The sequence below is a fragment of the Niastella soli genome, assembly GCF_017742245.1.
Classification (GTDB): Bacteria; Bacteroidota; Bacteroidia; order Chitinophagales; family Chitinophagaceae; genus Niastella; species Niastella soli.
Window position 1 is genome coordinate 28,963 of record NZ_JAGHKO010000001.1, and the last position, 12,368, is coordinate 41,330.

The window sequence follows — 12,368 nt, forward strand, 5'->3', positions numbered from 1 at the left end:
TCATCCCTGTCCACTGCCTCTCAAATAAGCAGGAATAGCGGTGCTATCAAGGTATCAAATAAGGCACCATCAAGACAACCTGGAGATGCGATTGCCGTCACATTTTTTTGCTCGTCTTTACAATGATGGGTAAATTGTAGTAAATCACATCACATGCATCAATATACTAAACCATTATTCTTTGCCTGCCGATCATGGTCAGTTCGCCGCATTTATATTGCCTTGCCTTTTTTACTGTTGCTGGTGCTCTCTGGTTTATTAATAAACAATACGGCAACCGCACAGGAAAAGGGCGTTCATTTCGAACACGGCCTTTCGTGGGCCCAGGTACAGGCTAAAGCCAAAGCCGAGAACAAATACATCTTCGTGGATTGCTTTACCACCTGGTGTGGCCCCTGCCGGTATATGCGTACGGAGATCTTTCCCCAGGAAGAAATGGGCGCCTACTTCAATGACAAATTTGTAAACATTGAAGTACAATTGGATACTACGGCCAAAGACAATGATCAGGTGAAAAGCTGGTATGCTGATGCCCATGCTATCATGACACAGTATTCGATCCGCGCCTTCCCTACTTATCTCATCTTCTCCCCGGACGGGCATGCGCTGCATCGGATCGTAGGCGCCGGCAGCGTTCAATCATTCATTGGGGATGTGCGGGAATCTTTTGATACCACCAAACAGTATTATACAAAATTGAAACAGTTTGAGAATGGCAGACGCGACAGTGCCTTTCTACGCCAGTTCGCCATGCAGGTCCATGATGCATATGATATTGCTTTAGGATCGAAAGTTGTAAAAGCCTATCTGGCTGGCCAGCCTACGCTCCTAACTCCGGCAGCGCTTGATCTCATCTATCTGTACACCTCGCGCACAACTGATGAATACTTTGGCTTTCTGACAAAACATATTGCTGAAATAAACGGGGTATTAGGCGCCGGAAAGGCAGAGGATAAAATACGGAACATTTTTATGGTCGAAGGCAGGATCCTTCGCTACAATGAAAAACGCGTTTCCGATTGGCAGAACTATCCCAAAAAGATCGCGGCCGTTTTACCTTCCCATGCCAACGAAATAATGATGCGCATTGATATCGACTATTACCTGGCTAAAAAAGACTGGCCGAATTTTGAAAAGACCATCACGGCCTATATGAAGCAGTACAGCAAGCAAATGAATGACAACGAGATGAACAGTATTGCCTGGAGTGTTTTTCAGAATTGTTCAGACGCCTCCTGTGTGTCACAGATCCTCGACTTAAGTAGCCAGCTAAAGCACACAACGGTACCGGCCTATCTGGATACCTATGCTAACCTTTTGTATAAGCTGGGCAAAAAAGACGAAGCCATTGCTATGGAACAAAAGGCGGTTGACGCCAGCTCCGATGATGAACGGGCAGGGAACCAATCAACGCTCGACAAAATGAAGAAAGGGGAAAAGACCTGGGATTAGCAGCCAGTATGACCCTACCTCAAAAGCAAGATCAACCATATTGACCAGGTGTTTGAACCAACTTTCACACCCGGTAAAGAAAAAGGCCCCGAATTTTTTTCGGGGCCTTTTCTGTTATGATTACCATGTATGTCAGAGCCTATTGCACAGCGATCACCCGGCTTAATGTGTTGCTTCCCTCTCTCCAGATAATGGTATATATCCCTTCCGGAATTCCATTTACACTGGTGACTGTTTGGGTAGCATTTTGGGCCGGTACCACTACTTTCACCACCCGGCCGGTTATATCAATAAAGCGTAATGTTGCTGCTTTTGAGGAAGCCGGATGTTTGATGATCAGCACATCATGCGCGGGATTCGGTTGCACGGTCAGGTAACTGGAATTTATATTACCAGGATCGACAATGGCGGTTAACGGATCGTAAATAAATCCATCACGTGTTCCTTTTCCAATCGGGGTTGTTACCGCTACAGTCCCTGAAGCGCCCAGCCCTACAATGGCGGTAATGGTAGAATCGGATGTAACGTTGAATGAACGGGCAGGCACTCCACCAAAGCTTACAGCCGTTGCGCCTGTGAAATACATTCCCTTTATGATCACGGTTGATGCTGTTCCTGCAGTGGTTGGCGTGAACGAGGTAATAGTTGGCGGACCTACATAAACAAAGCCGCTCAGTTGTATTGTACCCAATGGCGTTGTTACGCTTACATTACCCGATCTGCCGGCACCCACCACAGCTGTTATAGTGTTATCATCTACCACCGTGAAGGAAGTAACAGGGACCTCACCGATGGTCACCACAGTTGCGTTGCCCAAATGCTCACCCCTGATGGTTACTACCGTTCCCGTGGAACCGCGCACAGGAGAGAAAGAATTCAGCAGATATGCGCTCAGTTTGTTCCGGAAAAACGAGATACTTCCAGCATTGTCATTGGAAACAATAATATCGGGCCGCTGATCTGAATCCTGATCGGAAACACAAATTGAATTGACCGGAGCGGTAGTATTTATTTCAATACTTTGACCAAAGGAAAAATTACCGGGTGTACTTGTATTGGGGATGATGGCTATTTTAAACAGCCCACTGAATGAGGTAAGGATATCAGGTTTACCATCTCCATTCAGATCTCCTAATGCCATTGATTTAGGAGAACCATTGGTAACGAAGTCTATTTTACTGCCCATACTGATCTTACCGGGCAAACTGAGGTTTCTTACAATCGATATGGTGTTGCTACCGCCGGGAGCAACGATATCCATCTTACCATCACCATCGATATCGCCCAGCACCAAATCCCTTGGATCGGGACCGGTTTGAAATACCTGCGCTGCTTCAAAAGCGATACTTCCAGGGGTGCTTATATTTCTAAGTGTAACCCCACGGAGAGAATTAAAATTTGGTTGTGCTACCATTATCAGATCAGGCCTTCCGTCGAGGTCCATATCCGCCACTTTGATCCCCTGAACAAAATCAGGAACAGACACGGCCACCTTCACAAAAGACAAATTACCGATGGTACTGGTGTTTCGATATACAAAAGCTGTGCGTCCGCCATATGCAGCTGCAATAATAATATCCGGCTTTCCGTCTGCATCCACATCAGTACAGGCCACAAAATTCTGATCAACACCGGTGAGCGCTAACAATATTTCGGGATCAAATGAAATACTATTACCGATACTGGCATTTCTATAAACCGTTAGATTCTCCCCATCTATTCCATTGGCAACCATTAGATCGAGTTTGCCATCCCCATCCAGGTCGCCGGTAACGGAATTAAATGGCATATGATCATCAGTAATAAGGTCCTTTGGCAAAAACGACAGACTTCCGGTAATGGAATTGTTTTTAAAAATGGCAAGATGACCTGAGTTTTTAATACTACCGGCATGACATACGGCTACATCAGGTTTGCCATCCAGATCAAAATCAGCAGCATTTATATGTTGAGGCGACGTACCCCAGGCAATATCTGTTTTTGCTTCAAATGAGCTGGCATTCAGCGGGGCTGTCGCAGTAAACAGGGCGCTGAATTTCTTTTGTGAATAACCTGTAAGCTTATTATTGGTCACTGAAATATAACTATACGGTGCACCCGCAGAAACTTTAACCGTAAGCGATTTTTCAGAAGCTGTTACCACTTCCCCTTTCAGCCCACCAAAGTAAACGATGTTGGCAGCCGCAATCGGATTGAAGTTGGAACCCGTTAAAGTTATTGTTGATCCCGACAAAGCCGCTTCAGGTGAAAAACGGGTGATGACAGGCGCTGTGGTAAAAGAAAACCCATTGTAAATACCGGTACCCAATGGTGACGTAACTGCCACATTTCCCAATGCGCCGCCTGCCAGGGTAGCCGTAATGGAGGAAGGAGAATTCACCGTATAAGAAGCAGCACGCACACCGCCAAAAGTTACGGCTGTTGCTTGCGAAAAGCCGGAACCATTGATGGAAACAGTTGTACCTGGGCCACCCGCACCGGGTGTTACAGAGGCAATATTGGTAACTGGCGATTGATAAGTAAAGGCATCGCTACAGATCAGGCTTCCATCCCCAAAATAAATTGTAACCAGCCCCGCACCATCTGATGGAACGGTAACCGTCATGCTTGTGGAAGAGCTTACCGTTCGGGGCGCATGGGCATCGCCAAAATAAACACCCGACACGCCAACAAATCCTTCCCCGGTAATGGTTACTACGGTACCCGGGCCGCCGGTAGCAGGAGAAATAGATTTAATTACCGTCTCACCAAAAATGAAATCAGATTTTATAGCTGTTCCACCAGGTGTGGTAACCGCCACGTCACCGGAAGCCCCTTTACCTACAATAGCGGTGATATAAGTATCAGAAAGAACGGTAAAAGATGCTGCCGGCACACCGCCAAACGTGACAGCGCTTGTCCCGGCAAACTTATCACCCCTAATAATAACAGCAGTGCCTTCAATACCACGCGAAGGAGCTATTCCGTAAATAACAGGCGGCGGTGGAATATAGGTGAAGCCAGACATATAAGCATACCCACCCATAACCCCTACATAAACATCCCCCGAACTGCCAGCACCAACTGTAGCGGTCAGCAAGGTATCGGAATTACATACAACGCCTGGTGAATACATATTCCCAAACCCTGCCGAAGTGCGGCCCGGCACAAAGTTTTTTCCTTTTATTGTTATTTGCGCTCCTGTAGTGCCCGAAGCAGGAGTAAAAGATGTTATTTCAGGTAAAGGATACTGAAAGTTAAATGACTCCGACGAATACCCATAGCCAACGTCGTTATAAACTACTATTGAGCCATAGCTTCCGCGGCCAGTGACCGCCTGGATAATATTATCCGAAACAACTGTAAACGACGCAGCCAGTGAGTCCCCAAAATATACTTTTTGAGCATTGGAGAAATGTTCTCCGGTAATAGAGACCGTAGTACCTGCCGGCCCTGAAGTGGGGCTAAACGAGGTAACTACTGGCCGTGGTTTATAGGTGAAGCCGGGCAAACTGGCCTTGCCATACCTTGCAATAACCGAAACATCGCCGGTTGCACCGGCGCCCACATAAGCCAATATGGTGGTTGAGCTTTGCACACTAAAACTATAGACCGGCACACCCCCCAACTGAACTTTTTCCACATAGCCAAAGTCAGTGCCAGTAATGGTAACAAGCTCGCCCGTTGTTGCCGAGGTGGGCGAAAAAGCCGTGACCACAGGCGCAGGCACGAAAACAATGCCATCCTTTGTGGCGGTGCCATAAGGAGTTGTTACTACAATAGTGCTGCCAGCTGCCGCTACGTCTACCACCGCATTGACCTGAGCTGAAGAAATAGGTGTGATCGATCTGGCCGGTACGCCTCCAAAACTAACAGCAGTCACATTGGAAAGACCCTCTCCTATAATGGAAACGGTTGTTCCCGCCCCCATCATGGTTGGAGTAAATGAATTGATCTTGGGAAGGGGGGCATAGGTAAAGCCAGGCATTGAGGTTTCGCCATATTTTGTTCTGACAAGTACGGCTCCCGAGGCAGCGTTATTAATGGTAGCCTTAATGGTGTGTTCGTCAATAACATAAAATGATTGAGTCCAGCCACCGAAGCTTACATAAGTTACATCCCTGAAATAATTACCGGTAATGGTCACCGTTCCGTAATCCGGCGCATTGGTTGGGGTAAAACCGGTAATAATTGGCGGGGCGGTAAATACAAATCCTTCGGCACTGCCTGAATCCTGCGCAGTCTTTACTGTTACCTGGCCGGATGCACCTGCACCAACCACTGCAGTGATCGTATTATCATTAACCACATTAAATGAAGCGGCGGGTAAACCGCCAAAACTTACTGCATTCACGGCGGTAAAATTGACGCCGTTGATGGTGATGGTAGCTCCTGCCCCGGCGACGCCAGGTGAAAAGGACGCTACTTGCGGACTGGTGGTCCGGTTCCCCCAAAAGGTAAGGCGTAAAATACCGCTTTCAGCAGCCAGCTCGGGCTTGCCATCGTTATCAAAATCGGCTGCTGCAAGTAACCCGGTAAAGGGCGTTTCCATTTTTTTGCCAGAATTAAATGCCATAGCGCCACCGCCGGCACTCATGTTTTTAAAGAGTGCAATGGATTCATAACTTACGCCCACCGCTATATCAGGCTTACCATCGCCATCGAGATCGTTCATGACCATTCCCCTTCTGATAGTATTTCCGACCGGGTAATTAACATAGTTACCAAAAGATATAGCGCCGGCAGTACTCATATTGGTTAGCACATAGATACTGTTAGTGGGCGGATATGTAACGAGCAGGTCGGGTTTACCATCGCTGTTAAGGTCGCCTACTTCCAGCAGATATAGACTCCCTCCGTTTGCAATACCTTGTTTAGCAGCAAATGAAAGCGCCCCCGGCGAAGCCGTATTCCTATAGATCTGTACCTGGCTGTTATAATGATCAGGCACCAAAATATCTGTTTTGCCATCGCCATCTATATCGGCAGTTCTGACAATATCATTTCCGGACAGCGTCATAAACTCTACTTTATCCCCAAAGGAGATCGAGCCCCCGCTGGTGGTATTCCTCAATACGGAAACCGTACTCTCCAGGCTTAAGGAATGGATGACCAGGTCAGGCCGGCCATCATTATCCATATCGGCTACGGAGATACCAGCCGGATATGGAGCCGTGGAAAAATCAACTCTTGGGGCAAAAGAGATCAACCCGGAAACGGAAGTATTCTTAAATATTGAAACGGAATTGTCATTTTGATTGGTGACGATCACATCCCGTTTGCCATCGCCGTCTATATCGGCTACTGCAACGTGGCCGGGGTTGTTACCAGTGAGGAAATCCATTTTGGGAGCGAAGGAAAGCACGCCGCCCGCCGTAGTATTGCGATAAACAGACAGGGTATTGTTCAATCTGTCTATAGTAACAACATCGAGCTTTTTATCATCATCCAAATCCCCGGCAGCGTGGTCGGTAGTTTCCGTACCGGAGGCCACCGAATCAAGCCGGCCTGCATAATCGAAGGAACGGGATGTAAACTGGGACGCAGCTCCTGCAAACGTTACAATAAAAGAGTTTCTGGCATATGCAGTGAGCCCATTGGTGGTAACTGTAATTGGCTGAAACAGGGCGCCCGCAGGAACAGTAACTGTAAGCGAACCTGAGCTTGCTGAGGTGACTGTTGCCTTTACTCCACCTACAAACACCACATTATTAGCCGGTGTAGCACTAAAGTTCACGCCCGTAATGGTCACCGCAGTTCCTACAGGACCGGAAGCCGGGGAGAAACCGCTAATGGCTGGCTGCGCCAAACTATAGAACGCGGTGCTTATAAATATTAAAAAAAAGAACAATCCTTTTAACAGGGATTTCGGTACAGTTTTAGGGAAAATCATCAGGGTTGGTATATCACGTAAAATAAAGAAATACAAGCGGGCCAAAGGTATCTTTTAATTAAGAAAAGTATCTATTTAAACGGTGAAATGCCCCAACCAAGACCGTCAGTTGTTTGATTCCTCCGCATTCGTACATTTGAGCATGAAAAAAAGGCAATTATTATTTGCATTACCACTCACTGTAATCGTCAGCTGCACCAACCCAGCCTCCCTCCCATCCAATATTCGCATTACAACCAAAAACATTGTTCACGATGCTGCTTCAAGTATAAATCTAAAGACATGTATTGAAATTCCTCAAGAGGTCAACAGCCTGAACAGTTGTATTATAAAAAGTGATGATAAAAAATTCATTAGAGAATATACCCTCCTTCTTACCGATAAAGGGAATATAGCCTCTTTATACCGGTACTTACCAGAAGGCCCCGTCATAACTTCCTTAAATGAGTTGCAAAGCGATACCCAGCTTTTAGGTATCTTTCAGCTTTCATTGGCCAATAAAATTACCATTAACAGGAGCCTGGGCGTGGTAATAGATAATAACGATACCCTGCCCATAACAGGGCATTTGAAAGGTGCTAAAATGTTAGTTGTAAAACCCGTCGCCTCAAAGCTCGAAAAGGGTCGGGCGCTTGTTTACGGATACGAATAATAGCATGGGCCTGCTTCTCCTGGAAGAAGCAACTATAGAACAATAATCAATTTTATTATGAAAATAGCATTGGCATCGCCCCCGTTTGTAAATTCCCTCGCGGATGGTTTATACTGGCTTGAGAAACTGACACAGGATGCTGCTGATCAGCAGGCTGAGATCATTTGCTTTCCGGAGTCTTACCTCCCCGGGTATCCGGGAATGGGATACCCGGCTGAAGATCGTTCTGCTGAAAAACTACAGGAGGCGTTGGAAAAGGTGTGCCAGATCGCCAACCGGTATTCGATTGCGATTATTGTTCCCATGGACTGGCACTCTCCGGAAGGGCTGCTTAATCTGGCATATGTGGTATCAGCAACGGGTGAGATCCTGGGGTACCAGACGAAGAACCAACTAGACCCAACCGAAGATGATTGGTGGATCCCCGGAACAGCGCGCAGCATTTTCGAAGTGAACGGCGTCAAATTCGGGATCACCATTTGCCATGAAGGATTCCGCTATCCGGAATCAGTAAGATGGGCTGCCCGGCAGGGTGCCAAGATCGTCTTCTTTCCTCATTTTAACGGAAGCAATACCGAGGGCGTGGAATTGACAGAATGGGGAAGCAAAAACAATCCCTATTATGAAAAGGCAATGATGATGAGAGCCCTTGAGAATACCATTTATTTTGCAAGTTCGAATTTTTCCTCCCGTTACCCGGAATCTGCCAGTTCGCTGATAGCGCCTGACGGCAGCTGTATTGCACATGAACGCTATGGCAGAACAGGTGTGATCGTGGCAGCAATTGATCCGGAAAAAGCAACCGGACTGCTGGCGGGAAGGTTTAAAAAAGAACTGTATAAAGATTGATTGTCCATTCACACTGAGATGTTGAATGCTACCGGGCAGGCTATCTCTCCGGCGCGTTCAACTCGTACAAAATAACCGTCTCGTTAGGTTGACCAGCCGCTATAAAATTATTTTTCATCAGGACCCTGATCGAAGACAGGTTGTCCCGATGGCATTCGGCGTAAATGCGGGTTAACCCCAGCTTGCTAAAGCCAAAAGCCGTAATTGTTTCAATTGCCTCGGTGGCGAATCCACGGTTCCAGAAAGGCTCACCGATCCAGTAACCCAGCTCGGCCGACAATGCTGGTTTCAGATGAAGGCTTATTTCGCCAACCAGTTGCTCCTCATCCCGCAGGATAATGGCAAATGCATAATGCGTTTTTTCTTTAAATCCGCGATACACATAGCTCAGGCGGTTTACCGCATGGTATTCCTCGTAAGGATGTGGAATATTTATGATCTGGTTAGCAATGCTTTTATTATTGGCCAGCTTAACCAGTGAGGTTATGTCACTGGCGTTAATTTGTCTAAGTTCCAACCGATTGGTATAAAGCACTGGAAAACGGTCCATGATTTAAATTTATTTACCCTACAATAGTTGATTTAACTTAAGATACTGCAAAAGCATGATGGTCTTTCCATCTTTGATCTCTCCTGTTTCTATCATGGACATAGCTTTGTTGATATCTATTTCCAGCACCTCAATATTTTCTTCTTCATGTTCAACCCCACCACCTGCAGCTACTTTCATTTCTTTTGAAAAAGCGGCAATAAAAAAGTACAGGATCTCAGTAACTGAACCAGGGGACATGTATGCTTCAAAAACTTTGCGCACGTCTTTTATTTTATACCCAGTTTCTTCTTCTGTTTCCCGTCTGATGCAGTCTTCCGGATTGTCTTTGTCCAGCAACCCGGCACAGGCCTCGATCAACATGCCATCCTTGTTGCCATTGATATAAGTGGGCAGGCGGAATTGCCTGGTAAGGATCACTGTTCCCTGCTCTTTATTGTAGAGAAGTATGGTAGCACCGTTTCCCCTATCATATGCTTCCCGGGTTTGAGTTTTAACAGAACCATCCTTTTTCGTGTATTCATAGGTTATTTTCTTAAGCACATACCAGTTATCAGAAAGTATCTCCGTATTCAAAATATTTATATTGCCTATCATTTATCATTCATTTTTACTGTGAGTAAATAAAGTTAAAGAATTACGCTGTCTAAAAGGAATTGGATGGCCTTTTCATTTCCCTTGATGGTAATTGTCAATAAACCATTTAAGCGCCGCCTTTTTGTTGTTTTGCTTATAAGCCAGTACCACCTCTGTATTCACTGGCGTATCTTTCAATTCAATAAATGACACCTTTAAGTACCCATACTGTTGCTTGAGAGAATAAGGAAGTATGGAAACCCCAAGACCGGCTTCAACCAATTGCAAGATGGAATGCGCATTGTTAGCTTCATGTACAATATCGGGCTTAAATCCCATCCTGGCACATATTTCAATCAGCTTATCATTATAATGAGGAGCTATGTCTCTGCTAAAAAATATAAACGGACTGGCCTTAAGCAAGGCAGCAAGCTTTTCCTGCGTTTTGTATTTCCCTTTATTCGCAGGCACGACAACCACAAAAGGATCAAGAAAAAGCGTCTGCACCTTCAACTGGCTTGAATGAACGGGTCCCCGTAAGATGCCCACATCCAGCGTACCCTGTTCCAATCCTTTTATTTGCGCCGAAGTTGGGATCTCGAATAGATTGGTCTTTATATACGGATATACATCCCGCATCGCAATTAAAACATCTGCCAGGTACGACTGGTATACAGAACTAATATAACCGATCTTCAATTCACCACTTTCGCTGTTATGGATCTGTTGAACAATATTCTTACTTTCTTCAAGACGTGCAAAAATAGCATCCACTTCGGTTTTAAAATATTTCCCGGCATCGGTAAGGGCCACCCGTCTTTCCTTTCTTGTAAACAGCAGTACTCCTAATTCATTTTCCAGCTCTTTTATTTGCCGGCTTAAAGGGGGTTGAGAAATAAAAAGCCTGGACGCTGCCTTTCGAAAATGTAATTGCTCCGCAACAGTTTTGAAATATAACAGGTGCCTTAATTCCATACCTCTAAGGTATCAATACTTGACAATATTGATACTTTTAAATATTATCAAAGCGGGTAACTTTACCAGATCAAAAGAGCAAGTATGAAACCAGACTATTCAAAAAAAGCCACCAATCAACAGATCAGGGAAAGATTCGACAAAGACACGGAACGATTCTCCAATCTCGAAACCGGACAGCAAACCACCATTGACGCCCCGTTAACAATGGAATTATGTACAGAAGCCGCAAGATATGCTACCCCTCATGCAAAGGAATTGCTGGACATTGGTTGTGGTGCTGGCAATTACACCCTGAAAATGTTGAGTAAGGTCCCTGACCTCAATTGCACGCTGAATGATTTGAGCATGCCCATGCTGGAGAAAGCGAAAGAAAGGGTTTCACCGCAAACAAAGGGTACTGTTACTATCATCCAGGATGACATGCGAAACCTCGACCTTCCGCACAATCATTTTGATATCATTCTTGCAGCAGCCACCTTACATCATTTGCGTGACGACGACGACTGGATGCAAGTGTTCACTAATATTTATAAAATGCTTAAACCAGGAGGCAGTTTCTGGGTGTCCGATCTTATTACGCATCACTCGGAGGGCGTCACCCGATTATTTGAAGATAAGTATAGTAGTTATTTAGAAACGCTGGGTGGTCCCGAATACCGCCAAAAAGTACTGGATTATGTTCATTATGAGGATACGCCCCGTTCCCTGAATTTTCAGTTGGCATTGCTGGAAAAGGTTGGGTTTAGTAAAATAGATATCTTGCATAAGAACTCGTGCTTTGCCGCTTTTGGTGCAATAAAGTAGATAGCGGCAGCAAAAACACTAAAATCACATAATGAAAAAAGCAAGATTAGAAGCATTTAGCGATGGGGTACTGGCCATTATTATCACTATTATGGTGCTGGAAATAAAAGTACCCCACGGTACCCATTTCTCAGATCTGAAAGAGCTTATTCCCATTTTTCTGAGCTATGCGTTAAGCTTCCTTTACATAGGTATCTACTGGAATAATCACCATCATATGATCTCCACCGTTCGCAAAGTAACCGGCAACATTCTCTGGGCGAATTTGCACCTCCTGTTTTGGTTATCATTGGTACCCTTTGCAACCGGTTGGGTAGGCGAAAATCATTTTTCTGCGGCTCCCCTGGCGCTTTATGGCGTTATTCTACTAATGGCGGGCATAGCCTATGTTATTTTACAAAGTCTGATCATTAAAAATGAAGGCAAGGATTGCGTGCTAAAAAAAGCCATCGGTAAAGATGTAAAAGGTAAGATCTCACCTTTCCTGTATCTCGCTGCCATTGCTTTATCCTGGGTGAATACGGTTTGTGCAGGTTTAATTTACCTTATTGCTGCTTTGATCTGGCTTATACCCGATAGACGTATAGAAAGGATCCTCCATGAAGAAACAGCTACGTCAAACGAGTAAAGTGCTT

At 45.5% G+C, this 12,368-nt stretch carries 9 protein-coding genes; 5 read left to right on the forward strand and 4 right to left on the reverse strand.

Annotated elements, in window-relative coordinates; all coding sequences use genetic code 11:
• The first annotated feature begins 153 nt into the window (after window positions 1–153).
• Window positions 154–1,452, forward strand: coding sequence for a thioredoxin family protein (locus tag J7I42_RS00150; protein WP_209136733.1), 1,299 nt, complete (start codon window positions 154–156; stop codon window positions 1,450–1,452).
• A 139-nt stretch (window positions 1,453–1,591) separates the two neighbouring features.
• Here J7I42_RS00150 and J7I42_RS00155 read toward each other — a convergent pair whose 3' ends face one another.
• Complete coding sequence (locus J7I42_RS00155) at window positions 1,592–7,324, reverse strand: IPT/TIG domain-containing protein (protein WP_209136734.1); 5,733 nt, start codon at window positions 7,322–7,324, stop codon at window positions 1,592–1,594.
• 142 nt (window positions 7,325–7,466) lie between these two features.
• Here J7I42_RS00155 and J7I42_RS00160 point away from each other — a divergent pair, with 142 nt between their 5' ends.
• Both J7I42_RS00160 and J7I42_RS00165 read left to right on the forward strand, forming a co-directional pair.
• Window positions 7,467–7,976: a hypothetical protein gene (locus tag J7I42_RS00160; RefSeq protein WP_209136735.1), complete on the forward strand. Its 510-nt coding sequence runs from the start codon at window positions 7,467–7,469 to the stop codon at window positions 7,974–7,976.
• Between the two features lie 57 nt (window positions 7,977–8,033).
• On the forward strand, window positions 8,034–8,825 hold the full coding sequence (locus J7I42_RS00165; RefSeq protein WP_209136736.1) for a carbon-nitrogen hydrolase family protein: 792 nt from the start codon (window positions 8,034–8,036) through the stop codon (window positions 8,823–8,825).
• 40 nt (window positions 8,826–8,865) lie between these two features.
• Here J7I42_RS00165 and J7I42_RS00170 read toward each other — a convergent pair whose 3' ends face one another.
• The 3 genes from J7I42_RS00170 to J7I42_RS00180 all read right to left on the reverse strand — a co-directional run bounded on the left by J7I42_RS00170 (window position 8,866) and on the right by J7I42_RS00180 (window position 10,926).
• Entirely contained in the window at window positions 8,866–9,375 is a 510-nt protein-coding gene (locus J7I42_RS00170) for a GNAT family N-acetyltransferase (protein WP_209136737.1), read from the reverse strand.
• 18 nt (window positions 9,376–9,393) lie between these two features.
• Window positions 9,394–9,972 carry a GDP-mannose pyrophosphatase NudK gene (nudK, locus tag J7I42_RS00175; protein WP_209136738.1) on the reverse strand — a complete coding sequence of 193 codons (579 nt, stop codon included), beginning with the start codon at window positions 9,970–9,972 and terminating at the stop codon, window positions 9,394–9,396.
• Window positions 9,973–10,044: 72 nt separating this feature from the next.
• On the reverse strand, window positions 10,045–10,926 hold the full coding sequence (locus tag J7I42_RS00180) for a LysR family transcriptional regulator (protein WP_209136739.1): 882 nt from the start codon (window positions 10,924–10,926) through the stop codon (window positions 10,045–10,047).
• A gap of 84 nt (window positions 10,927–11,010) precedes the next feature.
• On the opposite strand from J7I42_RS00180, the gene J7I42_RS00185 reads away from it, so the two are divergent.
• Together J7I42_RS00185 and J7I42_RS00190 are read left to right on the forward strand one after the other, a co-directional pair.
• On the forward strand, window positions 11,011–11,733 hold the full coding sequence (locus J7I42_RS00185; protein WP_209136740.1) for a class I SAM-dependent methyltransferase: 723 nt from the start codon (window positions 11,011–11,013) through the stop codon (window positions 11,731–11,733).
• 31 nt (window positions 11,734–11,764) lie between these two features.
• A complete protein-coding gene (locus tag J7I42_RS00190) occupies window positions 11,765–12,361 on the forward strand; it encodes a TMEM175 family protein (protein ID WP_209136741.1) in 597 nt (198 codons plus the stop codon).
• Window positions 12,362–12,368: the final 7 nt, after the last annotated feature.

What these genes read in the sequence shown, in the direction of transcription:
- J7I42_RS00150 (WP_209136733.1), top strand. Translation starts at nt 154, where the DNA reads ATGCATCAATATACTAAACCATTATTCTTTGCCTGCCGATCATGGTCA.
- J7I42_RS00155 (WP_209136734.1), bottom strand. Translation starts at nt 7,324, where the DNA reads ATGATTTTCCCTAAAACTGTACCGAAATCCCTGTTAAAAGGATTGTTC.
- J7I42_RS00160 (WP_209136735.1), top strand. Translation starts at nt 7,467, where the DNA reads ATGAAAAAAAGGCAATTATTATTTGCATTACCACTCACTGTAATCGTC.
- J7I42_RS00165 (WP_209136736.1), top strand. Translation starts at nt 8,034, where the DNA reads ATGAAAATAGCATTGGCATCGCCCCCGTTTGTAAATTCCCTCGCGGAT.
- J7I42_RS00170 (WP_209136737.1), bottom strand. Translation starts at nt 9,375, where the DNA reads ATGGACCGTTTTCCAGTGCTTTATACCAATCGGTTGGAACTTAGACAA.
- nudK (WP_209136738.1), bottom strand. Translation starts at nt 9,972, where the DNA reads ATGATAGGCAATATAAATATTTTGAATACGGAGATACTTTCTGATAAC.
- J7I42_RS00180 (WP_209136739.1), bottom strand. Translation starts at nt 10,926, where the DNA reads ATGGAATTAAGGCACCTGTTATATTTCAAAACTGTTGCGGAGCAATTA.
- J7I42_RS00185 (WP_209136740.1), top strand. Translation starts at nt 11,011, where the DNA reads ATGAAACCAGACTATTCAAAAAAAGCCACCAATCAACAGATCAGGGAA.
- J7I42_RS00190 (WP_209136741.1), top strand. Translation starts at nt 11,765, where the DNA reads ATGAAAAAAGCAAGATTAGAAGCATTTAGCGATGGGGTACTGGCCATT.